The organism is Massilia sp. (genome assembly GCF_046293535.1).
Taxonomy (GTDB): Bacteria; Pseudomonadota; Gammaproteobacteria; order Burkholderiales; family Burkholderiaceae_D; genus Telluria.
On record NZ_JBKBOV010000024.1, the window covers coordinates 52,236 to 74,340 of the forward strand.

Sequence of the window (22,105 nt, forward strand, 5' to 3'; positions counted from 1 at the left end):
GCCGCTTCGCGATCCGTCAGCGCAGGACGCCGCTACGGAGCAGCCGGGGGCCGCCCGGTCTTGAGTTGCGGGAGCGCCGCCAGCACCGACTTGAGCGTGGCGACGTCGACCTGGCCCAGCAGGGCCACGCCGATGCGCAGCAGCTCGCTCTTCTTGACGTCGATGCCGGCGCGCAGGCAGGCTTGCTTGACTTCGGCAAGCACGGCGTATTCCTGCTCGGGCATGGTGAAGCTGTCGCGCACCAGCACCGGGCGCGCGGTGTCGGCCCCGCGGACGGCCGCCGGCGCTGCGGCCTTGCGCGGGGCGCGTTTCGCCGCTGGCGCGGCCAGCGACTTCGCCGCCGCCTTGACGGCGGCCTTGACGGCCGGTTTGGCGGCTTTCGCCGGCGCGGCCTTCACGGCGGGCTCCCTGGCGGCGGGTTTCGCGGCAGGCTTCGCTGCCTTGGCGGGCGCGGCCTTCGTCCGGGCGCTTCCCTTGGCTGCCGCCGTGACGGCAGCGGACTTCCTGGGCATTACTGACTCCATCGTTCAACAAGCTAAACAATATAGTCGATTTGCCCGTGGAGCGCCAACGTGAGAATGGCGCTCAGTTCGGGTATGAACCTCATGCGCGCCACTGGCGCCCATGACTTCCGGCGAAGGCCCGCTGCTGTCCGGGATAATCGCTAACGCTACATTAATAGAGGTTCAGGGAAACGGTGGCGGTGTAAAAGTAGCCAACAAGCAAACTTTATCCCGGACGGCAGTGGGCGAAGGCCGGCATCCAGGTTCGGCGTACGCTATCGAAGCGCTCATCCTGGGCTCCGGCCTTCGCCGGAGCGACGTTTTTTCTGCTGACTGAACGGGGTGACATCCGGGCGCCCCTGTCCCGGCGACGCTCGCACGCCGGCGAAACTAGGTATCGGCAGCCGCGGCCACCGCCTGGCTGACCCGGTTGCGCCCAGCCTGCTTGGCCGCGCGCAGGGCGTCGTCGGCGCGCTGGAACAGGGTCACGGTACTGTCTTCGGGACGGATCACGGTGACGCCGAAGCTGGCCGTCATGGCGATCATCGCGCGCTCGCTCTTGACCGGGGAACTGGCGATCGCGGCGCGGATGCGCTCGGCCACCAGAACCGCTTCGTCGAGCTGGGTGCGCGGCAGCAGGATCGCGAACTCGACGCCCACCAGGCGCCCCACCAGGTCGGAATCGCGCAACTGGCGCTTGCACAGTTCCACCACGTGGCGCAGCACGGCGTCGCCGGCCGGGTGGCCGTAGCCGTCGTTGACGCGCTTGAACTGGTCGAGGTCGAGCACCACCAGCGCGGTCGGCAGCCCGGGGCGGCGCGCCAGCGCCATCCAGGGCGCCAGCGCATTGAAGAAGCCGCGCCGGTTCGGCACGTCGGTGAGCGGATCCACCACCTCGAGTCGGGCCAGCTCGCGCCCGGCCCGCTCGCGCCCCAGCAGCAGCACGCCGAAGGCGTTGGCCAGCATCAGGAGATACAGCGCGGCGCTGGAAAACTGGCGCAGCAGCTCGCTCGAGAGCCAGCGCCAGCCGCCTGGCAGCAGCAGCACCGACAGCCCGCGCGCCGCCACCAGGAGCGCCAGCACGGCGGTCACCAGGGCCAGGAAGCGCTGCAGCAGGCTGGCCTGGCGCCAGCCGGCGGCCAGCGCCGCTGCGCCGTTCAGGTACAGGGCGCCGAGCAGCAGCGAGGCGGCCAGGCTGCGCAAGCCCTGCTCGTCGACCAGGTAGCAGAGAAGAAAGACCAGGATCGCCAGGCCGCCCGCCAGCAGCGTCGGACGGCGCCAGCCGTCGTGGCCGGCCTCCTGCCAGGACGCGCCGCCCTCGATGGCGACCCCGGCGAACAGCAGCGCATAGCCGCCGGGCAGCGCCAGCGCCTCGGGCACGATGCCGGCCCCGCCCAGCGCCAGCAGGGTCCAGGCGCCGGCCTGCACCTGTTTCGACAAGCCCCAGGCGCTCAGTGCGGATTGCCCGAAACCCTGGCGCACTGGGCCATGGTCGAAGAAGGTCAGCAGCGCGCACAGGGCCAGGTTGCCCAGGGCCAGCACCAGCACCATCGTGGTCGCGTCCAGGTTCGTCATGTGTCGGTTCTACTGTCAGTATTCGTGTTCGACCAGGGTGGTGCCGTCGCCGACCCTGCTGGCCCAGGCGCGGCTGAAATAGTCCTGCTCCTGCGCGGTCGGGGGCGCGTGCCAGAACACGATCAGGGTGCCCTTGTGGTCGTGCAACTGGGTCAGCTTGTCGACGAAACCGGGGTTGCCGGCGCTGTCGGCCAGGGCCATCGCATAGCCGTACACGCGCTGCAGGCGTTCGAGCCGGTCGGGCTCGGTCTGGGCATTGGTGGCGGTGATCGAAGGATGGTCCAGGAACATGGGCGTCGGTCTTGGTTCGGGTGGTCAGCTTATCAGAAAGCGATGCCGCAGAACAAGCCGCCTTGCCGCGCCCCGGGGCTGCCCTATACTGGCGCCATGTCCGCTTCGCCCGACCAGCCGCCCGCCCTCCCCCCGCCGATCGTCACCACCCGGGGCGACCGCCGCACGCTGGAGTTCACCCCGGGCGACATCCAGAGCGAGATGCGGTTGTCGCGCCCCTACGCGCTGGTGCTGCCGTACGCGCGCGCCATGATGTGCTTCGCCCTGCTGGCGCCGCGCCCGCGCCATATCCTGATGGTGGGCCTGGGAGGCGGCTCGCTGGCGAAGTTCTGCCATCGCCATTTTCCCCGGGCCCGCATCACGGTGCTCGAAGTACGCGCCGACGTGATCGCGCTGCGCGCGCAGTTCGGCGTTCCTCCCGACGATGCGCGCCTGCGCGTGCTGCATTGCGACGCGGCCGACTGGCTGGCGCGGGCCGGCGCCGCCGGGGCCGAGGCGTGCGGCGACGTGGACGTGCTGCTGGTCGACGGCTTCGACGCCGCCGGCCTGCCCGCGGCGCTCACCAGCGCCAGCTTCTATGCGCATTGCCGGCGCGCGCTGCGTCCCGGCGGCGTGCTGGCGGCGAACATCTTCACCTACGATCCCGGCTATGTGACAGCGGTGCAACGCCTGCAGGCCGCGTTCGACGGCCATGCCTGCTGGCTGTCCGGTATCGCCGGGAACAACCAGATCCTGTTCGCGCAAGTCCCCGCCCACCCGGGCGCCGCGCCCGGCAAGGCCCTGCGCCTGCTGCGCGACACGCTGCGCAACCGCGGCTGCGGGGTGGGTCTCGCCAACCGCCTGCTGGCGCGCCTGGTCCTTGCCTGGCTGTCATGGCGGCGCCATCCGGATTGAGGCCGGAGGGCGCCGGCATGGCGTGCTTGCGACATTTCGTTTGCCGAAAACTGTCCGGATGTGACACACTTCACGTATTGATGCCTAATGGCAAGCCTTTAGGCATCTTGTGCTCGTCTTTTTCACGGACCTTCTGGACACATCCATGGCGCCTCGCCTGCCCCTGTCGTTGACGCTCGCGGCAGCCCTCACGCTCGGGGGCGGCCTGGCCGCATCCGGCGCCCTGTTCCTGGGGGTGAGCCACCTCGAGTACGACAACATGGCGCTCGCCTTTGCCCAGCGCGCCGACGAGCGCGTGGCGGCCGTGCGCCAGGGCATCGACCAGGCGGTCGAGGTGCTGACCGTGACCAACCAGCTGTTCGCGCGCGGCGAGCCGGTCAGCCGCGAGCATTTCCGCGACTTCACCGCCGCCCTGCTGCAGCGCCACCGCTATATCCAGGCCTTCAATGTCCACCGCACGGTGCCGGGCGAGCAGCGCGCGCAGGTCGAACGCGAGCTGCAGCGGATCCGCCCGGGCACCGTGTTCACCGAGCTGCAGGCCCAGGGCCTGGTGCCGGCCCCGCAGCGTGCGCGCTACCACATCGTCGATTTCATCGAGCCGATGGCCGGCAACGAACGCGCCTTCGGCCTGAACGTCGCCGAGAACGTGCAGGTGATGAGCGCGCTCGCGCTCGCGCGCGGCGACGGCCGCGCCGCCGCCACCGATCTGTTCCAGCTGGCCCAGGACGAGCACAGGCAGCCGGCCTTCAGCCTGGTCATGCCGGTGCTCGACCGCGACGGCGTGCTGGCCGGCGACACCGCGGTCGTCATCCGCGGCCCGGAACTGGTGCGCGCCTCGCTGGCCGCCACCGGCCTGCTCGACCCGCGCGACGCCACCGGCGAGATCTTCGTGTCGGTCTACGCGGGCGACCGGGCCGGCCCGGCCAACCTCTTGTTTTCCACCGGCGACACCAGCAAGCCCAAGGACGGCTGGCTGGCCGGCCTCGTCGCGCCCGGCCAGAGCGGCCATGCCAGCAAGCTGCTGCGCATCGCCGGCAAGTCCTGGCGCATCGAAGTGGCCAGCGCGCCGCGCCCCTTCCTGCATGACCACATGGCCTCGACCGCGCTGCTGGTGGGCGGCATCCTGATGACCCTGCTCGGCACCGCCTTCGTGCAGGCGTCGGGCCAGCGCGCGCGCAAGGTCCAGCAACTGGTGCGCCAGCGCACCGCCGACCTGCGCCGCACCAACCGCCGCCTGGTCGAGGACATGGCGGCGCGCGAGCGCGCCGAGCGCGCCCTGCAGCAGAGCGAGCAGCGCTTCCGCCAACTGGTGTCGATGTCCTCGGACTGGTACTGGGAACAGGACCGCGACCTGCGCTTCACCATGGTCACCGGCGGCTTCACCGAGAAGGCCGGCGTGGCCGTCGAAAAGGTGCTCGGCAAGACGCGCTGGGAGTATGTGCCTGCGCTGCTCGAGACCGAGGCCGGGCGCGCCCACATCGCCCAGGTGAAGGCGCACGAACCCTTCGCCAACCTCGAGTACAAGGTCGTCGACGAGCACGGCGACACCCGCTGGTTCTGCGTCAACGGCCAGCCGATGTTCGACGAGCACGGCGAGCTGCTGGGCTACCGCGGCACCGGCAGCGACATCACCGAACGCAAGCTCACCGAGCAGCGCGTGCACCACGTGGCCCAGCACGACGTGCTCACCGGCCTGCCCAACCGCTCGCTGCTGCAGGACCGCCTCGGCCAGGCGATCGCCTATGCCAACCGCAGCGGCCGCCCGATGTGGGTGATGCTGATCGACCTCGACCGCTTCAAGTTCGTCAACGACTCGATGGGCCACAAGGCCGGCGACGTGCTCCTGATGACGGTGGCGGCGCGCCTGACCGGCTCGCTGCGCGACACCGACACCGTGGCGCGCCTGTCGGGCGACGAATTCGTCGTGATCCTGTCGGAGCACCACGACGAGCCGCTCTCGCCCGAGATCGTGCAGCGCGTGATGGATTCGGTGGCCCAGCCGGTCATGCTCGGCACCAAGGAATTCTTCGTCACCTGCTCGATCGGGGTGGCGGTCTACCCGAGCGAAGGCACGCCGGCCGACAGCCTGATCGAGCACGCCGACATCGCGATGTACAGCGCCAAGAAGATGGGGCGCAACAACTTCCAGTTCTATACGCCGGCCATGAACGAGGAGTCGCTGGAGCGGGTGCGCATCGAAGGCGCGCTGCGCAATGCGCTGGAGCGCAACGAATTCGTGCTGCACTACCAGCCGCAGGTCGACCTCAAGACCGGCCAGATCGTGGGCATGGAAGCGCTGATCCGCTGGAAGCATCCGGAACTGGGCATGGTGCCGCCGAGCCGCTTCATCGGCATCGCCGAGGAGACCGGCCTGATCGTCCAGATCGGCGCCTGGGTGATGCGCACCGCCTGCGCCCAGAACAAGGCCTGGCAGGATGCGGGCCTGGGCCGGCTGCGCGTGGCGGTCAACCTGTCGGCGCGCCAGTTCGGCGCCGCCGACCTGGTCGCGAACCTGGAATCGGTGCTGCTTGACACCATGCTGGACCCGGACTGCCTCGAGATCGAGCTGACCGAAAGCCTGTTCATGAGCGACGTGACCCCGGCCGTGGAACTGCTGCACCGCATGAAGTCGCTGGGCGTGAACCTCTCGATCGACGACTTCGGCACCGGCTACTCGAGCCTGTCCTACCTGTCGCGCTTCCCGATCGACGTGCTCAAGATCGACCGCTCCTTCGTCGCCGACATCACCCACGACGCCAACGACGCCGCGATCGTCACCTCGATCATCGCGCTGGCCCACAACCTGAAACTGGCCGTGATCGCCGAGGGCGTCGAAACGGCCGAGCAACTCGACTACCTGCGCAGCCACGGCTGCGATGAAATGCAGGGCTACTTCTTCAGCAAGCCGCTGGCGGCCGAGGAATTCGAGCAGTTGCTCATCCAGCGCAAGGCCCTGCCCCCGCCGCGCCACGCACAGGCCGACACTATGCCGGAAGATGCGCCGGACAGTGTCGCGGCTTGATCTAGCACAAGTTTCCTATCGTCATTAATCGGATAAGCTGCTCAAAGGCTATTTATTTGTAGCCTAAACAACATTGTTGGCCTTAGAATAGCCGTGTCTCTTTAGCAACCTCAGACAGAACGGATATCCATCATGATGAATGACACCGGCGAGCTGATTCCGGTTGCCAATGCGGCGGACAATGCCGGCAGCGTACGCCGCCAGCGCACCGACATCCGCACCCGCGACCTGATCAACCAGGCCGTGGCTTCGATTCCCACCCTTGGTCTGCAGCGCGCCGCCGAGTTCCTGGCGACCATGAACGTGCCGGCCGAGGTGGCCGTGCGGGTGCTGGTATACCCCAACCGCCGCCGCATCAACTGAGCGGCGGCGTTGGCGCCTAGCGCCGCTGCTGTTGCTGGCGCGCGATGTCTTCGAGCGATTCGCGGCCCTTGTCCGTCAGCGCATAGCCGCCGCCGTCGAGCGGGGCGATGTGCGACTTGAGGCTCAGGAAGCGGAGCACGTCGGCGTCGAGCGCGGCCTGCGGGTCCTCCGCCAGCGCGCCCAGCGATTTGATGCAGCGGCGCAGGAACAGCACCTGCTGCCCCTTCTCGGTCAGCACGATACGCCCGTCGCGGGTGTATTCGAGCATCTTCAATCCCGACAGGCGCTTGGCGTTGCGCCCCACGCAGGCACCCGCCGTGTCGCGCTTCACACCGCGGCGTACCAGTTCAAGGGCGTCGTATTCGTCCGTCGTCAGTTGTTCGTTCTTCATTCTGTCATCTATTCGGCCAGGGCGCGCCATGGTAACCGGCGCGCCGGCCGAGGGCAAGCATCAACGCAGCGCCCGGAAGGCCAGCCAGCCCAGGCCGGCACTGGCGGCGACGCCGAGCGCCAGCGCCAGGCGCGCCGCGCGCGAGTAATACAGCGGGCCGCGGCCCAGGTAGATGGTGTTGTACAGGGTACGGCCCATGGTCTCCTCCGGCATCGTGCAGTGGTGGCTGTGTGATCGGTTTGTGTTCTGTTTGTTCTATACCGTCGATCCATTATAGGCAGGCAAACATGTCGGCAACATGACATGGATCGGACGCCGGCGGGCCGGACCGATGCTGCACTGCGGCGTCCCGCGCGCCGAGACCGAAGTGGCCCTGTTAGGATCATCCTGTCGAACAACCTATTGGAGCGCACCATGAGCAACGCAACCCGCCAAGTCGATCCTGCGGCGAAAGGTCCCAACGTGCTGCACGAATCCGACATCGGCAGCGGTGAGAAATCCCCAGGAGAACTGGAAACCGAAGAAATGATCCGCCAGATTCCGCCGCTGCCGCCCTCGGGCAGCCAGGGCCCGACCGCAAGCCAGGACAAGCCGCGCAACTGAACCTCCGCCGGCCTGCACGGCCGGCATATTCCCGCGATGCGCGGGCGCTCGCAGAAATGCATGATGTGATGGTAGGGAACTCGTGGGGGAGCACTTGCCCTGACGGTCGGGCGCACCGGAATCCGGTTGACCGGGGTGGACAGGTTCACGGTCTTTGCAAGCGCGGCCGGCCGGCCGTACAGGTCCGGCCGGCTTCAGGCCGCGCGCGCGCCCCGGGCCGGGCCGGGCCGGGCACCGGAATCAGGCGGCGCGGATCGGCGGCTCGGGGAAGCGCGGCTCCTCGACCGGCGCATTGACCGGATCGGGGACGTCGTCCGGTACCGGCGGGCGCGGATCGGGCGTCGGCATCGGATCCGGCACGTCCGGTTCCGGGGTACTGTGGGCATGCACGGGGGATGATCCGTGCAGCTTGTTTTCTTGAGCAAGCATGGTCATGGTCAGCCTCTGGATGTCGCGGGCTCGCCCGCGGGTGAAGTCCACCAGGCGGCGCATGTCGTGCGCGCCGCCTGGTGGACACGGGTGTCGATCAGCGTTGATGCTTCTGCTTGGCGCCGCCGCCGGCGCCCTCGCCCTTGCCGGCCTTGACGTTCGACATGTGATCGTGGCTGCTTTTCTGCGTGTTCTGGCCCGCGCGCTGCTTGGCCATGTCTTCCTCGGACATGTTGTCCGACTGCTTGTTGGTCTGGCTGCCGCCGGATTTCGATTGGCTCATCGCACTCCTCCTTGTGACGTGGTTGGCTTTGGATGCAGCCTAGCATGGATGGCGAAGCCGGGTTTTCAATCGTGCGCTATAGTGAATGCTCAACCGTTTCCTCGCCGCCCATGAAACTTCGTCCCCTCCTGTACGCCGCCCTGTTCGCAGGCGGCATCCACGGCGCATCCGCCGCCACGCCCATGAAGCTGGCCGACTACCTGGCCCTGAGCGGACCCGCGCCCACCACCCGCATTCCCTACGGCGCCGCGCCCTCGCAGTACGCCGAACTGTTCCTGCCCGCCGGCAGCGGTCCCTTCCCGGTCGCGGTGCTGGTGCACGGCGGCTGCTGGACCAGCAAGTTCGGCGGCATCACCCAGCTGCGCAACATGGCGGGGGCGCTGGCGGCGCGCGGGATCGCGGTCTGGAACGTCGAATACCGGCGCAGCGACGAAGCGGGCGGCGGCTATCCCGGCACCTACCAGGACATGCACGCGGCGCTCGAACTGCTGGCGGCCCAGGCCGGGCGCTACCCGCTCGACCTGCAGCGCCTGGTCGCGGTCGGCCATTCGGCCGGCGGCCAGCTGGTGCAGTGGATGGCCGGGCGCGGGCGCATCCCGGTCGGCAGTCCGCTGCATCGCCCCGAGACCCTGAAGGTGCCGGCGGTGGTCAGCCTGGGCGGCCTGGCCGACCTGCGCAACGAGGCTGCCTTGATCAAGTCCAGCTGCGGCCGCGACACCGCCGAGCTGGCGGGCAGCCCCGGCCCGGGCCGGCCGGACGTCTTCGTGGACACCAATGCGGCGGAACTCATGCCCAACGGCAGCCGCACCTGGCTGGTCACGGGCGAACTCGACACGATCTCGCCGCCGCGCGTGGCGCACGACTACGCGGCGCGGGCGCGCAAGGCTGGCGATCGCGCCGAGGTGGTGATCCTGCCGGGCGCCAGCCATTACGACGAAGTGGCGGCCACGTCCCACGCCTGGCCGCAGGTAGCGGAAGTCATCGAGCGCGCCCTGGGCCGCCCTCAGCCTTAGGATGCAAGGACCATGATCCGATCCGCCGCACACCTCGCCGCGTGCGACACGCCACCGCTCAGGTGCAGGCTGCCGGTGCTACGATCATTGGCGACCGCACTATTTTTTTGCTCCTTGCCGGCACAGGCCATCCCTCCGCCGCCACATCAACCCCGCTTGCTGCGTGAAGCGAGAATGACTGCGACGGTTCAATTGATCGAGGCAAGCAATGGCACCGTCACGAAGATCAGCAAGCTCTGTGAGGTCAGCGGCAAGATTCCCGTCTACGCCGACGAGGGCAACGCCGCCTCGGTCCACGCTCGGGACATCGCGGGCTGCAGCATGATGTGGAAGGGTGAGAACTTGCCTGTGCAGGTGCAGGGAGCAAAAGCCATGACGACATCCGGGGGCACTTATGCAGCGGCGAGTGTGACGGTCGTCCCGCCGGATGCCGTCCCACTGTGTTCGATCTGTGGCCCGCAGCCCCTGGCCGATTCCCGCGCGCACATCCGGGTCAGCGGCGCGCCCAAGACGGTGATGTTCAGCCTGGTCTCGAACCACGTCTCCCTATTGAACGCCAAGCCCACTGTCTGGCTCGAAGCGGAAGTGAGGATCGACGACTGAGAACCGGAGGCGCGTGCGCCCTCAGTCGTTCCAGGCGATGCGGCGCGCCACCGGCGCCTCGAGCACCAGCGCGCTGCGCGCCACCGCCACGCAGGGCAGGATGTAGCCCTCGCGCTTCTCGTCGAAGGACAGCCCCGGCCACTCGATGCGGTGTGCGGCCTCGCCGCTGCGCACCCGGCAGATGCAGGTACGGCAGGTGCCGTTGCGGCAGGAATTGGGCAGCTCGATGCCGGCCGCTTCAAAAGCGCCGAGGATGCTGGTGTCCTCGTCCGCCTCGCAGGCGAAGCCGCTGGGCTCGAGCACGATGGTGTGGGTAGGCATGCCGCGATTGTAGCGCGCCCCGGCCGGCAGGCGGCCGCGGCTGCTTGAGTTCGTTCTCGCACAGACCCGGCACGGGCGCCGGCCTACCCTGAGGTTTCCGAAAGCAAGCATTGCAGGAAACCAAAATGAGCAAATCGAACGCCCTCCCCCTTCTCGTCGCTGCCCTGCTGGGCACGCTCCCCCTGGCCCATGCACAGCAAGCGGCGCCCGCTCCCGCACCTGCCCAGCAACAGCCGGCGCCACAGCAACAGCAACAAACGCCGGGCGCTACCGGACAGGCGCCCGTCCAGGCCGGCGCGCCGGTGGACCCGGCCACCGCGAAAAAGGCCGAATTCGAACGCAACCTGCGCGCCCAGGTCCTGCTGGACCGCGCCAACCTGTCGCCCGGCGAGATCGACGGCGCCTACGGCTCCAACATGCGCCAGGCCTTGAGCACCTTCCAGTCCCTGCGCAAGCTGCCGGTGACCGGCAAGCTCGATGCCGCCACCTGGGAGGCGCTGAATACCGATAATAGCCCGCACCTGGTCACCTACACCCTGGTCGAGGCCGACGTGGCCGGCCCCTTCCGCCCGGTGCCGGACGACATGATGGAAAAGGCCAAGCTGCCCGAGCTGGGCTACGCCAGCGTGCTCGAAGGCCTGGGCGAAAAATTCCACGCCAAGCCGGCCATGCTGGAACGCCTGAATCCGGGCAAGGACTTCAGCCGCGCCGGCGAGCAGATCGTCGTCCCCAACGTCCACGGCAAGCAGCCGCTGCCCAAGGCCGCGAAAGTGGTGGTCAAGGAAGGACCGAAGGTGCTGCAGCTGTACGATGCCAACGGCGGCCTGATCGCGCAATACCCGGTCTCGACCGGCAGTTCCAACGATCCGCTGCCGATCGGTACCTGGAAGATCAACGGCGTGCACGCCAACCCGACCTACCATTACAACCCGAAGCTGTTCTGGGACGCCGAGCCGGGCGACAAGAAAGCCAAGGTCGCACCGGGACCGAACAACCCGGTCGGCGTGGTCTGGATCGACCTCTCCAAGGAGCACTACGGCATCCACGGCACGCCGGTGCCGGGCCACGTCGGCAAGACCGAGTCGCACGGCTGCATCCGCCTGACCAACTGGAGCGCCGCCGAAGTGGCGGGCGCGGTCAGCGCGGGCCTGGAAGTGGTGCTGGAGAGCTGATTGGATTAATCCCCAACGGAGGACGACATGAGATGGCTGATGACCTTTCTGCTCGGCGTGCTGGTCGGCGCCGGTGGCTTGTTCGTGATGTTGCGCGCCGTGCCCGACGAGCCGGCGCCGAGCGTGGCGGCGGCGCCGGCGGCCGGCGTGCCGGCGGCCCAGATCGATCCGCAATTGCCGGGTCCGCCGAGCATCCAGGCCGACCTGAGCGAATTCGACCTGCCGCTGCGTCCGCCCTCCCCCGCGGTGTCCGCTACCGGCCCGCAGTCGCCGGCCGACGCGGTAGCAAGCGCCGTCCACGGCAAGCTGCTGGTGCCAGTGCAGGGCATCAAGGCGGCCAATCTCAGCGACACCTACGACCAGCCGCGCGGCACCCAGCGCCACCATGAAGCGCTCGACATCATGGCGCCGAAAGGCACGCCGGTACTGGCAGCCGCCGACGGCAAGGTGGCCAAGCTGTTCACGAGCAAACCCGGCGGCACCACCTTGTACCAGTTCGACCCCAGCGAGAAGTACGCGTATTACTACGCCCACCTGGACCGCTACGCCGACGGCATCCAGGAAGGCATGATTGTCAAGCGCGGCGATGTGATCGGCTATGTGGGCGTGACCGGCAATTCCGACCCGAACGCGCCGCACCTGCATTTCGCGGTGTTCGAGCTCACGCCCGAGAAGCTGTGGTGGAAAGGGACGCCCCTGAATCCCCTCCCCCTGATGAGCGACGCACAAACGCTCGCGGCTCAGTAAGGCGTGGCGACCGCCCCCGGTTCGTCCACGTCCGCGCCGACGTTGATGGCGGCGTAGGCGCGCTGCACCGCCACCGACTCGCGGCTGTCCTTGCCGTACAGCTCCTCGGCCGCCTCGATCATCTTGGCGCGCGCATCGGCGTAGTTGGTCGAGGACGTAAACTTGGTGGTGTTCGCATGGAACCAGATGCGGAAGGCCTTGTCCATGCCGATCCCGGTCATCGCGTTCGGCTGCTTCACCAGGTACTTGCTGTAGTGGTCGCCCGCACTGTCCGCCTTCGAGCCGCGCGACAGGAAGTAGAACATGCGGTTGTTCGGCCCGCTGCTGTAGTGCACGTCGAGGCGGCGCAGCGAGGTGCTCCAGGCGTCCGGGCTGCTGCCGTCCTTGCTCGGGCGGACCATCCAGCGCAGCGGCGTGGCGTTGCGGCTGATTTCCGTGCCCAGTTGCCAGTCGTTGCCCTCTTCCGGAAACTTGTCGCCCTTGCCGCCGGCGCGCGCATAGGCTTCCACCACCTCGCCCGAGATGTCCGAGCTCGATTCGTTCAGGCCGCCCGATTCGCCGCTGTAGATCAGGTCCGACGTCGATGCGGTGATGCCATGCCCCATTTCGTGGCCGACCACGTCGATCGCCCCCAGGCTGGTGAAATAGGTGCCGTCGCCGATGAACATGCACTTGCAGGTGTCGCTGTAGTAGGCGTTGTCGTAGCCGCGGTTGACATGGGCGGCGATATAGGTGGCGGTGTTCTTGCCGTCGAGCGACAGCCAGCCCAGCACGTTCTTGTGGGCGTCGTAGGTGTTCATCAGGCCCCACATCGCGTTCACCGCCGCGGTCTGGCCGTTCGGCCCGGTCGTGCTGCCGCCCTCGAACTGCTTGCCGTCGCCCCAGACGTTGGTGGCATTGGTGTAGACCTTGCCGGCGCTGCTGCCGTTGTTGGCGTTGGTGACCGCCATCGCCCCGAAGGCGCCGCCCTTGCCGCGTTCCGGGTCGAGCATCTGGTAGACGCCGTTGCTCAAGGTCGTGCTGAGCGGGACTTCGCCGTTGTACTGGCTCTTGCCCACGCCGATCACGGTCTGCACCATGCTCCATTGGTCGAGGATGGCGCCGTCCCTGGCACTGACGATGCTGTCGTGGTAGACCGGCTGGTCGCCCACGCGCAGGCGGGTGCGCACCAGGTAGGCCAGTTCATAGCGCTCGACCACGTCCTGCACGTCGAGGGCGTTCAGCTCCGCTTCTTCCTTGGCGCCCGTGCCCACCACGCGCTGCATGCGCATCACCGGATAGATCAGCAGTTCGGCAGTCGGCTTGGCCACCGTCACCGGATTCTGCCCGAAGGCGGGCGCGAGCGAGGCCATGGCCGCCGCGATCGCCGCCCGGCTGTTGATCTGTGGCTGGACGCTGAAGCTCGCGGTGAGCGCGCCGAGGCGGTTGCCGCTGCCGGTGCCGAGGTGCTGGCGCCGCTCGGACGCCGACTCGGACACGATCCTGAGCGACTTGTCGAGCACCACCACGGAGTCGGAACCGAACACGCGCAAGCCCTTCCAGGTGTGGGCCGCGCGCAGGATCTGGGTGCCGTTAGCGCCCGGATGCTGGGATGTGATGCGGTAATGGTGGTCGGCATCCAGTCCCTTGGCCTGGCGCTGCGCCGCCAGCTGGGCCAGCAGCGCGGACTTCAGCTTGGGGCTCAGGGTCGTGGGCGGGCTCATCATCGGCGCCGCATGCAGCTGCGGCGCCGGCGGCAGGAACAGCAGGGCGGCGCCGAGCAGCGCTGCCGGGAAGGTGGTGTGCGTTCTCAATCTCGTCCCCCGTGGTGAAAAACGCGGTCCTGGGATGGACCGCCCACCGGACAGTTTGGACGAGCTCGGTAGGGAAAGATTTGCTTGAGCGCAACGCTCAAGCAAAGAGGCAGAGCTTAGAAACTGCGGTTCCAGCTCAGCGCCAAGGTACGGCCGCGCCCAGCGTAGGTGGCGTTGACGTCCACGCTTGATGCGGACTGCGAGTAATAGCCGACGTACTGCTTGTCGAACAGGTTCTCCACGCTCAGGCCGAAGCGGCCATAGGCGCTGTCCCAGGTGACGGCGGTATCGACCAGGGTATAGCCCTTGAAGTGCTCTTCCAGGTTGCTGGTGCCGACGCGGCGGCCGATGTTGATGTCGCGGTCGCGCAGGTGGGTGGCCTGCAGGCGCAGCTGGGCGTTCGGCTGGAACTTCCAGTTGGCGCCCAGCACCGACTTGTCCGGCCCCTGGGAACGGGCGCCCAGGTCGAGGTCCATTGGCGCTCCCTGCGTGGCGGCGGTCTTGCCATCGAGGGTGGCCCAGGTGCCGAACACGCTCCAGTCCTGGTTCGGACGCCACTCGGCATTCGCCTCCCAACCCTTGACCGTGGTCGGCACGCGCTCGACCAGGCCGATGCCGCTTGACGTAATCCGGATCACGCTGCCGAGTTTCGAACGCGAATCGTAGCGCGACAGGCCGAACTGGCCGTGCTTGCCGCGCCAGTTGATGCCGACCTCGTTGTTGCGGGTGACGATGGGCTGCAGGCTGATCAGGTTCGACACCGACTGGTTCGGCACCGACACGCCGCGCAGCACCAGGCCGGCGTCCGGCAGGCCGAAGCCTTCCGAGCTGCCGGCAAAGGCCGACCAGCCGGGGGCGAAGCGCCACACGGCACCGATGTTCTTGACCGCCTTCGAGAACTCGGCCGAGCCGCCTTCCACCCGGCGGCTGCCGTAGGCGGCCAGCGTGGTGTAGGTGTCGACATCGAGCTTGGCGTCTTCAAAGCGCACGCCGCCGCGCACCGTCACCGGGCCGAACTCGTATTCGAGCTGGGTGAAGGGGGCCAGCGAACGGAACTTCAGCTCCGGCACCCAGGTCCGGCCGGTTCCTGCCAGGCGCTGCTGCGGATTGTCCTGCAGCCAGTCGAGGCCGGCCGTGAGTTCCAGGCCTTCTACCAGCAGGTCCGGACGCACCCAGGTGATGCGCGAGCCGCGCTTGTCGGTCACGACCTGCGACTGGTCCCACAGGCTGCCGACGGGAGCAATCGCCCGGTCCTGGAAGGTGGAGGTGTTGGTGGCGCCGTACAGGGCGGAGAATTCGTGGCCGAACAGTTGCACGGTCAGGTAGCCGCCGCCGAGGTCGTTGTGGCGGTAGTCGAGGCTGGCGCTGCGCACCTTGTTACGCGGCGGCATGCCGATCGGCGTACCGGGCACCGAACTGGTCGGCAGCCCCTGGGCCAGGTTGCCGGGCACGCTGCGGTAGTCGCCGTCGCCGGCCAGGTCGAAGCGGTTCAGGGTGAGCTGCAGGCGCTGGTCGCCGAAGTTCCTGCCCATCTTCAGGAACAGGTCGTTGCCGTGCGAATCCATGGTGTCGCCCTGCACCGCGTCCACGCCCAGGCGGCGCCCGCTGCCGTCGTAGCCCATGCCGCGGCGCTGCACGCTGGCATAGGCCAGCATGTCGAAGTCGCCCGACTTGTGGCTGACGGTCAAGCCGGTCTTCCAGTCCAGGCTGTCGGACTCGAACTGGCTGGCCAAGCGCGTGTTGACGGTATAGGTCGTGCCCTCGACGCGCGGGGTCTTGCTGATGTAGTTGATGATGCCGCCGGTCGCGCCCATGCCCTGCATGGCCGAGGCGCCGTTGATGACTTCGATGCGCTCGATGATGGCGCTGTCGGCGAAATAACCTTCGCGCATGCCGGCGCGCAGCGGGTTCGATTGCGGGATGCCGTCGAACAGGATCAGCGGCTGGCGGCCGCGCAGCGATTCGCCGGTGGAGGTCATCTTCTGGCGGCTCGGCGCATAGCCCGGCACGTAGGTCGCGAGCGCCTGCGAAGGATCGTCGGCGATCAGGTACTGGGTGGACAGTTCCTGCTGGGTGATGACCGATACCGCACCGGGGATCTTGTCGACGGCCTTGGCCGTGCGGGTGGCGGTGACGACCACCGAGGCCAGGTCTTCTTCCTGCTGCGCCGCCTCCTGGGCGCCGGCATGGGAGACGACCATCAGCATGCATGCGCTGGCGACGGCGGCGGAAATCGTTTTGAGCGAATTGTTCTTATTCATGGATATGCAATACGCTTACTCAGCAGGAATGTTCGAAATGATAATCGTTATCATGTAATGACGCAAGATCGAGAATAATTCTCATTTCGGTTATCATTCCGGACATGAAACCGCTCATCCGCACCGTTCACCTCTGGGCCGGCCTGATTTTCGGCACCATCCTGGTCCTGCAAGGGCTTACCGGCACCGTCATCGGCTGGCGCCATGAACTCGATGCCTGGCTCAATCCGGGATTGCTGCGGGTGGCGCCACCGGCGGGTGCGATTGCCGGCAGCGAAGTCCGCCCTGCCCCGGCCCAGGTGGCGGCGGTGATGGCGCAGCTGGTGGAGACGCCAGGCTATGGGCGGCCCGACACCCTGTTCCTGCCGGAAGTGCATGGGGACGTTTATGTGGCCTGGTACCGGCCGGAGAAGCCGGAATCCAGCTGGACCCAGGGCGTGACGCGCCAGGTCATGGTCGACCCGGCCACGCTGGCGATCCTGGGCGAGCGCAACTGGGGTGAAGCCGGCCTGTCGCGGCCGCTCCTGATGCCGACCCTGTTCCACCTGCACCGCTACCTGATGGCGGGCGATGCGGGCAAGCTCGTCATCGCGGTGCAGGGCGTGGCCCTGCTGGTGCTGGCCTTGACGGGCATCGTGGTGTGGTGGCCGAAGATGACGCTGTCGGCCTTCTGGCATGCGATCTCGGTGCGCCGCGGCAGCAATTGGCCCAAGTTCAACTTCCAGTTGCACCGCGCGGCCGGCTTCTACGTGGCGCCGGTGCTGCTGGTGCTGGCCTTCTCGGGGGTGTATTTCAACGCGCCGGACTGGGTGACGCCGGCCATCCGCCTGGCCGGGCCAGTGAGCAAGAACGACAAGCCGCTGAACGCCAGTCCATCGGCAGGGCCGCGCATCGACGCCGGCGCCGCGATGGCGGCCGCGCAGGCGCGCTACCCGCAGGGCCGGGTGTCGCGCATCGGCATCCCGGCCAAGCCGGAGCAGCCTTACGAGGTGCGGGTGCGCCAGCCGGGCGAACTGCGCCACGGCGCGGGCGCCACCCGGGTGAGCGTGGATGCGGGCAGCGGCGCGATCCTGCGCGCCATCGATCCGCTCACGGCGCGCGGCGGCGACTGGGTCGTCAGCACCTTGTATCCACTGCATACCGGCGAAGCGTTCGGCGTGGCCGGGCGCATCCTCATCAGCGTGGTGGGCCTGACCCCGCTGCTGTTCTTCATCACCGGCCTGGTGGTCTGGATCAAGTTCCGCCGCAAGCCGGCCAAGCGCCAGGCACCGGCCGCAGCCGCGGCGCCGCGCCGTGCGCCGGCCCCGGTGAAGACCGAGGCGTCACCGGTACTGAACGACCCACGCTACGGTTGAGCGCAAGCAGCAGGCCCACCCGGCCCTGCTGCCCCTGCTCGCCGCAGTGTTCAAGACTCAGCGGTAGTAACGCTCGCCGTAACGGTCGCCCTCGTAGCGGCTGCGCTCGTAGCGATCATCGTCACGGTCGCGCCGCTTCATCAGGTAGACGGCCGTACCCACCACGGCGGCGGTGATCGCCACCTTCTTGGCCAGTCCGGCCGGGTTGTGCTGCATCTCGGCCTTGATGCCCATCTCGCCCAGCACGTTCGGGACCTTTCCGTGCGCCAGGTCGTCGGCGATGCCTTCGACCATGTTGACGCGGTCGGCCAGCAGCAGGAGCAGCCAGTGGCGGATGTCGTTCTCGCTGGCCTTGAAGGCGAGGCGCCGGATCATGCCCGACAGGCCCGAAGGCGGCTGCACGGTGCCGAACACCTGGGTGATGCCGGGGCGCTCGCTCGAGACAAGAATTTCCACCTTCTCCTGTTGCTGCGGCGGGTCGCCTTCGGGCTGGTTGATGAAGCGCGGCGGTGTGCGTTCCATCGGCACGCCGGGGCGGTTCTTGTGGTCGAGGTCGGCGCCCCAGCCCTGGATGTGCTGCAGTTCCTGGCGCGACGGCCGGCGCGGGGCGATGTGGCCCTGGCCCGGGTGCTGCTGCAGGTGGCCATGCTCGTGATCGTGGCCGTGGGCGTGCTCGTGATGCTGGTGTTCTTTCATGTCGCTACGTGGTTCCATGGTCGCTCCTCAATGCTGTACGCTGGCCGAGACCGCCTTCACCTGGTTGGCGTTCGGCGGGATCAGGATGGTCTTGATGCAGTTGTCGAGCTTGCCCGAGAAGATGTGATAGGCGTCCGACACCTCTTCCAGCGGCACCCGGTGGGTGATGATTTCCTTGGGATTCAGTCGCCCGGCGCGGATGTGCTCGATCAGGCGCGGCAGGTGGCGCTTGACGCTGGCCTGGTTCATGCGCAGGGTCAGGCCCTTGTTCAGGGCATTGCCGATCGGAACGAAGTTGAAGGTCGGGCCGTAGACGCCGACGATCGACACGTTGCCGCCCTTGCGCACCGAGTTGATGCACCAGTGCAGCGCCGTGGCCGAGCCGGCCTGCATCATGGTGTAGCGCCCGGTGAGCGACTGCATCGCATTGCCCGAGGCTTCGCACCCGACCGCGTCGATGCAGACGTCGGCGCCCATCCAGTCAGTCATCTTCTTGATGTGCTCGGCCATGTCGCGCACTTCCTTGAAGTTGACCACCTCGCACTGGGCGTAGCGTTTGACGAATTCGAGCCGGTACTCGACGTGGTCGACCACGATCACGCGCCCCGCCCCCATCAGCCAGGCCGACTTGGCGGCGAAGATGCCGACCGGGCCGGCGCCGAACACGACCACCGTGTCGCCTTCCTGGATGTCGCCCATTTCCGCCGCCTGGTAGCCGGTCGGCACCGCGTCGGTGAGCAGCACGGCGTCGTCGTCGTGGATGTCGTCGGGGATGACCATGGGGCCGACGTCGGCCATCGGCACCCGCACCAGCTCGGCCTGGCCGCCGTCGTAGCCGCCGGCCGTGTGCGAGTAGCCGTAGATGGAACCGACCGCGGTGGACTGCGCGTTCATGTTGTGGCAATTGCCGAACAGTTCGCGGTCGCAGAAGAAGCAGGAACCGCAGAACACGTTGAAGGGCACCAGCACCTTGTCGCCGACTTTCAGGTGCTGCACACCGGAGCCGACCTCTTCCACAACGCCGATGAACTCGTGGCCGAAGGTGTGGCCGACACGGGTGTCGGGCACCAGGCCATGGTACAGGTGCAGGTCCGAGCCGCAGATGCAGGACCGGGTGACGCGCACGATGGCGTCGCCCGGGTGCTCGATGACGGGGTCGGGCTTGTGATCGGCGCGGACGCGGTAGGGCCCGCGGTAGTTCATTGCCAGCATAACTCCTCCTCGATGGTTGTTCGCAACGGGATACAAAGCGCCCGCCGGCTCGGCGGGCTTGTGCAAGCACCTTATGTCAAAACACCAAGGATTTCGATACGCGCACGGAAACGAACGGGGCGTTTTGACGGGCTTTGACGCCTGGATGGAGCTCGACGGGCGCTAGTCCTACAGAAGGGACCTACAGCTGGCGCGCCTCGAAAGTGTTGCACTGCTCGACGCTGCCGCTCTCCAGGCCGCGCGTGAACCAGCGTACCCGCTGGGCCGAACTGCCGTGAGTAAACGAATCCGGCACCACCGTGCCGCGCGACTGGCGCTGCAGGGCGTCGTCGCCGATGGCGGTGGCCGCCGCCAGGGCCGCCTCGACGTCGCCGGGCTCGATGACCTGCTTGCGCTGGTTGGCCCACACGCCGGCGAAGCAGTCGGCCTGCAACTCGAGCCGCACCGACAAACGGTTGCCCTCGGTTTCGGACATGCTGCGCTGCGCGGTGTGGACCTGGTCGGAAATGCCGAGCAGGTTCTGGACATGGTGGCCGACCTCGTGCGCGATGACGTAGGCCTGCGCGAATTCGCCAGCGACCTGGAAGCGCTGTTCCATCAGGCGGAAGAAGCTCAGGTCGATGTAGACCTGGCGGTCTGCCGGACAATAGAAGGGACCGGTGGCGCTGCGCCCCGTGCCGCAGGCGGTGGGTGTGGCACCCTCGAACAGGACCAGCCGGGCCGGCTGGTACTGCGCCCCCTGCTCCGCGAACAGCTTGGCCCAGGCATCCTCGGTCGATCCCAGCGCCGCGCGCACGAACTGGGTTTCGCGGTCGTTCGCCGGCGCCCCCTGCGGTCCTTGCGGTCCCTGCTGCACCGCCACCGGCCCACCGCCGCCGCCGAGGAAGACGCTCGGATCGATGCCGAAGAACACGCTGCCGATCAGGGCGACGACCAGCGTGCCGATGCCCACGGTCTTGCCGCCGAAGCCGAATCCCCCGCCGCCACCGCGGCGGTCCTCCACGTTATCGCTCTGGCGTTCGCCTTCCCATTTCATGCTGCTCTCCTCATGCGGCGCTCAGCGCCCCTGCTGGCGCTTCAAGCCGCAGCTGTCGGCGCGTTCGCGTGCATCCTTCAGGCGAAATTCCTCTTCGAGCGGCGCCAGCCCGCTGCGCGCCTCGTCATGCAAGGCGCGCTCGTGGCGTTCGCGGGCGACTTCACGTTCCACGCGGCCGAGCGGCCCTTCGACTCCGTCCCTGTTCGCCATGTTCCCCTCCTGTGATGGGCCAAGCGGCCAAGCCGCCCCGTATGATCGAGTATGGACATCCCTAGCGTATTGCACTGTTCGCATGTTCACATATGAGCGGCAATTTCCACTCACCAAGCTCACGGACAGCGTTAGCTGGCGCACAGCGCCACCGCCTACGGTATGCGACGCTGCAGGACATGACAAGTCCACACGCCCAAGCCCTCGTCGCCGTCGGCCGCTACCTGCGCGAGCACGACTACCGTTTCATCACGGTCACCCCATCCACGCACCGCCGCATCAACCGCCGTCCCGGCAATGAACGCGCGCAGGATCTGCGCGGCATCTTCGGCTGGAGCCGGCCCTTCGCCCCGGAGGACGTGGCGCCCGAACTGCTGGCGCTGATGCGCGAGGCCGGCATCGTCGCGCTAGATGGCGCCCTGCTGCGCTCGACGCTGCGCGCTTCGACCCTGGGAGACATGCTGGTGTTCCATTCGGCCTACCCGACCATCGATGACGATGCGGTGTTCTTCGGGCCGGACACCTACCGCTTCGTCGGCACCATGGGACGCGCCTTTCCCTGGCTCGGTTCGGGTCCCGTGCGGGCGCTCGACATCGGCTGCGGCGGCGGCGCCGGCGCGCTGGCGATCGCGCGCCAGTTCCCGCACGCCGAGGTGGTCGGCGCCGACATCAATACACGCGCGCTGGCGCTGACGGTGGTGAATGCCCGGCTGGCCGAACTGCCGAACCTGCATGCCTGCCACAGCAACCTGTTCGACAGCCTGGATGGCGACTTCGACCTGATCGTCTCGAACCCGCCCTATGTGCTCGACCCGAGCGAACTGCCCTACCGCCACGGCGGCGGCATGCGCGGCGCCGAACTGTCGGTGCGCATCGTCAGGGAAAGCCTGGGGCGGCTGCGCAAGGGCGGCAACCTGATGCTGTACACGGGAGTCGCCATCACCGGACCGGTCGACGAGTTCCTGGAAGCGGTGCGCCCCGACCTGGAGGCCGAATGCGACCACTGGAGCTACGAGGAACTGGACCCGGACATCTTCGGCGGCCAACTGGGGGAACCCGGCTACGAGGACGCCGAACGGATCGCGGCGGTGTGGCTGCACGCGATCCGGCGATAGCTTCCTGGAGCGCCTAACAAAACCCCGAGGGCAAGGCGCATCGTCGAAGACAGTACGTTAGTACGGCGAGACGATGCAACGCAGCCATCGGGGGAATTGTTAGGCGTACATGGACGCCCCCGGTTTGCCAAGCGCTCAATTCGTAACAGCGTAAAGGTAAAGATTGCACCCGTACATTCGGACTTTATCTACGACGATTTGTCGCGGTCCCTGATGG

The 22,105-nt window shown here is 67.7% G+C and carries 24 protein-coding genes; 10 read left to right on the forward strand and 14 right to left on the reverse strand.

Features of this window, described 5'->3' with window-relative positions; translation table 11 throughout:
* Window positions 1–32: 32 nt before the first annotated feature.
* From ACK4S9_RS14045 to ACK4S9_RS14055, 3 genes are all read right to left on the reverse strand, one after another.
* Window positions 33–512, reverse strand: a complete 480-nt coding sequence (locus tag ACK4S9_RS14045) for a hypothetical protein (RefSeq protein WP_409726553.1) — start codon at window positions 510–512, stop codon at window positions 33–35.
* Between the two features lie 381 nt (window positions 513–893).
* The gene (locus ACK4S9_RS14050; protein WP_409726555.1) at window positions 894–2,078 is read right to left on the reverse strand and encodes a GGDEF domain-containing protein; all 1,185 of its coding nucleotides are present in this window, start codon (window positions 2,076–2,078) and stop codon (window positions 894–896) included.
* A gap of 15 nt (window positions 2,079–2,093) precedes the next feature.
* A complete protein-coding gene (locus ACK4S9_RS14055; RefSeq protein ID WP_409726557.1) occupies window positions 2,094–2,369 on the reverse strand; it encodes a hypothetical protein in 276 nt (91 codons plus the stop codon).
* Between the two features lie 42 nt (window positions 2,370–2,411).
* Here ACK4S9_RS14055 and ACK4S9_RS14060 point away from each other — a divergent pair, with 42 nt between their 5' ends.
* The 3 genes from ACK4S9_RS14060 to ACK4S9_RS14070 all read left to right on the forward strand — a co-directional run bounded on the left by ACK4S9_RS14060 (window position 2,412) and on the right by ACK4S9_RS14070 (window position 6,648).
* Window positions 2,412–3,263: a transferase spermidine synthase gene (locus tag ACK4S9_RS14060; protein WP_409726559.1), complete on the forward strand. Its 852-nt coding sequence runs from the start codon at window positions 2,412–2,414 to the stop codon at window positions 3,261–3,263.
* 145 nt (window positions 3,264–3,408) lie between these two features.
* Window positions 3,409–6,285: an EAL domain-containing protein gene (locus ACK4S9_RS14065; protein WP_409726561.1), complete on the forward strand. Its 2,877-nt coding sequence runs from the start codon at window positions 3,409–3,411 to the stop codon at window positions 6,283–6,285.
* 132 nt (window positions 6,286–6,417) lie between these two features.
* On the forward strand, window positions 6,418–6,648 hold the full coding sequence (locus ACK4S9_RS14070) for a hypothetical protein (RefSeq protein WP_409726563.1): 231 nt from the start codon (window positions 6,418–6,420) through the stop codon (window positions 6,646–6,648).
* A gap of 16 nt (window positions 6,649–6,664) precedes the next feature.
* On the opposite strand, the gene ACK4S9_RS14075 is transcribed toward ACK4S9_RS14070, so the two are convergent.
* Window positions 6,665–7,039 (reverse strand): hypothetical protein, encoded by a 375-nt coding sequence (locus tag ACK4S9_RS14075; protein ID WP_409726565.1) that lies wholly within the window; start codon window positions 7,037–7,039, stop codon window positions 6,665–6,667.
* A 60-nt stretch (window positions 7,040–7,099) separates the two neighbouring features.
* Window positions 7,100–7,237, reverse strand: a complete 138-nt coding sequence (locus tag ACK4S9_RS14080) for a hypothetical protein (RefSeq protein ID WP_409726567.1) — start codon at window positions 7,235–7,237, stop codon at window positions 7,100–7,102.
* 216 nt (window positions 7,238–7,453) lie between these two features.
* Here ACK4S9_RS14080 and ACK4S9_RS14085 point away from each other — a divergent pair, with 216 nt between their 5' ends.
* Entirely contained in the window at window positions 7,454–7,642 is a 189-nt protein-coding gene (locus ACK4S9_RS14085; RefSeq protein WP_409726569.1) for a hypothetical protein, read from the forward strand.
* A 240-nt stretch (window positions 7,643–7,882) separates the two neighbouring features.
* Here the strand turns inward: ACK4S9_RS14085 and ACK4S9_RS14090 are convergent, their stop codons facing one another.
* Together ACK4S9_RS14090 and ACK4S9_RS14095 are read right to left on the reverse strand one after the other, a co-directional pair.
* Window positions 7,883–8,032 (reverse strand): hypothetical protein, encoded by a 150-nt coding sequence (locus ACK4S9_RS14090; RefSeq protein WP_409726571.1) that lies wholly within the window; start codon window positions 8,030–8,032, stop codon window positions 7,883–7,885.
* Between the two features lie 136 nt (window positions 8,033–8,168).
* On the reverse strand, window positions 8,169–8,354 hold the full coding sequence (locus ACK4S9_RS14095; RefSeq protein WP_409726573.1) for a hypothetical protein: 186 nt from the start codon (window positions 8,352–8,354) through the stop codon (window positions 8,169–8,171).
* Between the two features lie 110 nt (window positions 8,355–8,464).
* Between ACK4S9_RS14095 and ACK4S9_RS14100 the strand changes: the two genes are divergently transcribed.
* Both ACK4S9_RS14100 and ACK4S9_RS14105 read left to right on the forward strand, forming a co-directional pair.
* Window positions 8,465–9,367, forward strand: coding sequence for an alpha/beta hydrolase (locus ACK4S9_RS14100; RefSeq protein ID WP_409726575.1), 903 nt, complete (start codon window positions 8,465–8,467; stop codon window positions 9,365–9,367).
* A 174-nt stretch (window positions 9,368–9,541) separates the two neighbouring features.
* Window positions 9,542–9,970 carry a hypothetical protein gene (locus tag ACK4S9_RS14105; RefSeq protein ID WP_409726577.1) on the forward strand — a complete coding sequence of 143 codons (429 nt, stop codon included), beginning with the start codon at window positions 9,542–9,544 and terminating at the stop codon, window positions 9,968–9,970.
* Window positions 9,971–9,991: 21 nt separating this feature from the next.
* Here ACK4S9_RS14105 and ACK4S9_RS14110 read toward each other — a convergent pair whose 3' ends face one another.
* Window positions 9,992–10,291 carry a 2Fe-2S iron-sulfur cluster-binding protein gene (locus ACK4S9_RS14110; RefSeq protein WP_409726579.1) on the reverse strand — a complete coding sequence of 100 codons (300 nt, stop codon included), beginning with the start codon at window positions 10,289–10,291 and terminating at the stop codon, window positions 9,992–9,994.
* A 125-nt stretch (window positions 10,292–10,416) separates the two neighbouring features.
* On the opposite strand from ACK4S9_RS14110, the gene ACK4S9_RS14115 reads away from it, so the two are divergent.
* Both ACK4S9_RS14115 and ACK4S9_RS14120 read left to right on the forward strand, forming a co-directional pair.
* The gene (locus ACK4S9_RS14115) at window positions 10,417–11,463 is read left to right on the forward strand and encodes a L,D-transpeptidase (protein ID WP_409726581.1); all 1,047 of its coding nucleotides are present in this window, start codon (window positions 10,417–10,419) and stop codon (window positions 11,461–11,463) included.
* A 39-nt stretch (window positions 11,464–11,502) separates the two neighbouring features.
* Window positions 11,503–12,210 carry a M23 family metallopeptidase gene (locus ACK4S9_RS14120; protein ID WP_409726583.1) on the forward strand — a complete coding sequence of 236 codons (708 nt, stop codon included), beginning with the start codon at window positions 11,503–11,505 and terminating at the stop codon, window positions 12,208–12,210.
* On the opposite strand, the gene ACK4S9_RS14125 is transcribed toward ACK4S9_RS14120, so the two are convergent.
* Together ACK4S9_RS14125 and ACK4S9_RS14130 are read right to left on the reverse strand one after the other, a co-directional pair.
* Window positions 12,204–13,916: a M4 family metallopeptidase gene (locus tag ACK4S9_RS14125; RefSeq protein ID WP_409726605.1), complete on the reverse strand. Its 1,713-nt coding sequence runs from the start codon at window positions 13,914–13,916 to the stop codon at window positions 12,204–12,206. The two genes, ACK4S9_RS14120 and ACK4S9_RS14125, sit on opposite strands and share 7 nt — an antisense overlap.
* Window positions 13,917–14,119: 203 nt before the next feature.
* Entirely contained in the window at window positions 14,120–16,264 is a 2,145-nt protein-coding gene (locus tag ACK4S9_RS14130) for a TonB-dependent receptor (RefSeq protein WP_409726585.1), read from the reverse strand.
* Between the two features lie 104 nt (window positions 16,265–16,368).
* Between ACK4S9_RS14130 and ACK4S9_RS14135 the strand changes: the two genes are divergently transcribed.
* Window positions 16,369–17,619, forward strand: a complete 1,251-nt coding sequence (locus tag ACK4S9_RS14135) for a PepSY-associated TM helix domain-containing protein (protein ID WP_409726587.1) — start codon at window positions 16,369–16,371, stop codon at window positions 17,617–17,619.
* A 57-nt stretch (window positions 17,620–17,676) separates the two neighbouring features.
* Here ACK4S9_RS14135 and ACK4S9_RS14140 read toward each other — a convergent pair whose 3' ends face one another.
* The 4 genes from ACK4S9_RS14140 to ACK4S9_RS14155 form a co-directional block, all read right to left on the reverse strand.
* Window positions 17,677–18,333: a hypothetical protein gene (locus ACK4S9_RS14140; protein WP_409726589.1), complete on the reverse strand. Its 657-nt coding sequence runs from the start codon at window positions 18,331–18,333 to the stop codon at window positions 17,677–17,679.
* A 9-nt stretch (window positions 18,334–18,342) separates the two neighbouring features.
* Window positions 18,343–19,527, reverse strand: a complete 1,185-nt coding sequence (locus ACK4S9_RS14145) for a zinc-dependent alcohol dehydrogenase (RefSeq protein WP_409726591.1) — start codon at window positions 19,525–19,527, stop codon at window positions 18,343–18,345.
* Between the two features lie 181 nt (window positions 19,528–19,708).
* Window positions 19,709–20,563: a neutral zinc metallopeptidase gene (locus ACK4S9_RS14150; RefSeq protein WP_409726593.1), complete on the reverse strand. Its 855-nt coding sequence runs from the start codon at window positions 20,561–20,563 to the stop codon at window positions 19,709–19,711.
* 21 nt (window positions 20,564–20,584) lie between these two features.
* On the reverse strand, window positions 20,585–20,773 hold the full coding sequence (locus ACK4S9_RS14155; RefSeq protein WP_409726595.1) for a hypothetical protein: 189 nt from the start codon (window positions 20,771–20,773) through the stop codon (window positions 20,585–20,587).
* A gap of 179 nt (window positions 20,774–20,952) precedes the next feature.
* Between ACK4S9_RS14155 and ACK4S9_RS14160 the strand changes: the two genes are divergently transcribed.
* Entirely contained in the window at window positions 20,953–21,888 is a 936-nt protein-coding gene (locus ACK4S9_RS14160; protein ID WP_409726597.1) for a methyltransferase, read from the forward strand.
* Window positions 21,889–22,105 lie beyond the last annotated feature (217 nt).

Excerpts from the sequence above, each read along its gene's own strand:
- ACK4S9_RS14110 (WP_409726579.1), bottom strand. The coding sequence starts at position 10,291 with ATGCCTACCCACACCATCGTGCTCGAGCCCAGCGGCTTCGCCTGCGAG.
- ACK4S9_RS14130 (WP_409726585.1), bottom strand. The coding sequence starts at position 16,264 with ATGAATAAGAACAATTCGCTCAAAACGATTTCCGCCGCCGTCGCCAGC.
- ACK4S9_RS14120 (WP_409726583.1), top strand. The coding sequence starts at position 11,503 with ATGACCTTTCTGCTCGGCGTGCTGGTCGGCGCCGGTGGCTTGTTCGTG.
- ACK4S9_RS14145 (WP_409726591.1), bottom strand. The coding sequence starts at position 19,527 with ATGCTGGCAATGAACTACCGCGGGCCCTACCGCGTCCGCGCCGATCAC.
- ACK4S9_RS14095 (WP_409726573.1), bottom strand. The coding sequence starts at position 8,354 with ATGAGCCAATCGAAATCCGGCGGCAGCCAGACCAACAAGCAGTCGGAC.
- ACK4S9_RS14105 (WP_409726577.1), top strand. The coding sequence starts at position 9,542 with ATGACTGCGACGGTTCAATTGATCGAGGCAAGCAATGGCACCGTCACG.
- ACK4S9_RS14135 (WP_409726587.1), top strand. The coding sequence starts at position 16,369 with ATGAAACCGCTCATCCGCACCGTTCACCTCTGGGCCGGCCTGATTTTC.
- ACK4S9_RS14125 (WP_409726605.1), bottom strand. The coding sequence starts at position 13,916 with ATGATGAGCCCGCCCACGACCCTGAGCCCCAAGCTGAAGTCCGCGCTG.
- ACK4S9_RS14050 (WP_409726555.1), bottom strand. The coding sequence starts at position 2,078 with ATGACGAACCTGGACGCGACCACGATGGTGCTGGTGCTGGCCCTGGGC.
- ACK4S9_RS14075 (WP_409726565.1), bottom strand. The coding sequence starts at position 7,039 with ATGAAGAACGAACAACTGACGACGGACGAATACGACGCCCTTGAACTG.
- ACK4S9_RS14065 (WP_409726561.1), top strand. The coding sequence starts at position 3,409 with ATGGCGCCTCGCCTGCCCCTGTCGTTGACGCTCGCGGCAGCCCTCACG.
- ACK4S9_RS14160 (WP_409726597.1), top strand. The coding sequence starts at position 20,953 with ATGACAAGTCCACACGCCCAAGCCCTCGTCGCCGTCGGCCGCTACCTG.
- ACK4S9_RS14060 (WP_409726559.1), top strand. The coding sequence starts at position 2,412 with ATGCCGCAGAACAAGCCGCCTTGCCGCGCCCCGGGGCTGCCCTATACT.
- ACK4S9_RS14055 (WP_409726557.1), bottom strand. The coding sequence starts at position 2,369 with ATGTTCCTGGACCATCCTTCGATCACCGCCACCAATGCCCAGACCGAG.
- ACK4S9_RS14085 (WP_409726569.1), top strand. The coding sequence starts at position 7,454 with ATGAGCAACGCAACCCGCCAAGTCGATCCTGCGGCGAAAGGTCCCAAC.
- ACK4S9_RS14080 (WP_409726567.1), bottom strand. The coding sequence starts at position 7,237 with ATGGGCCGTACCCTGTACAACACCATCTACCTGGGCCGCGGCCCGCTG.
- ACK4S9_RS14140 (WP_409726589.1), bottom strand. The coding sequence starts at position 18,333 with ATGGAACCACGTAGCGACATGAAAGAACACCAGCATCACGAGCACGCC.
- ACK4S9_RS14100 (WP_409726575.1), top strand. The coding sequence starts at position 8,465 with ATGAAACTTCGTCCCCTCCTGTACGCCGCCCTGTTCGCAGGCGGCATC.
- ACK4S9_RS14150 (WP_409726593.1), bottom strand. The coding sequence starts at position 20,563 with ATGAAATGGGAAGGCGAACGCCAGAGCGATAACGTGGAGGACCGCCGC.
- ACK4S9_RS14070 (WP_409726563.1), top strand. The coding sequence starts at position 6,418 with ATGATGAATGACACCGGCGAGCTGATTCCGGTTGCCAATGCGGCGGAC.
- ACK4S9_RS14115 (WP_409726581.1), top strand. The coding sequence starts at position 10,417 with ATGAGCAAATCGAACGCCCTCCCCCTTCTCGTCGCTGCCCTGCTGGGC.
- ACK4S9_RS14045 (WP_409726553.1), bottom strand. The coding sequence starts at position 512 with ATGCCCAGGAAGTCCGCTGCCGTCACGGCGGCAGCCAAGGGAAGCGCC.
- ACK4S9_RS14155 (WP_409726595.1), bottom strand. The coding sequence starts at position 20,773 with ATGGCGAACAGGGACGGAGTCGAAGGGCCGCTCGGCCGCGTGGAACGT.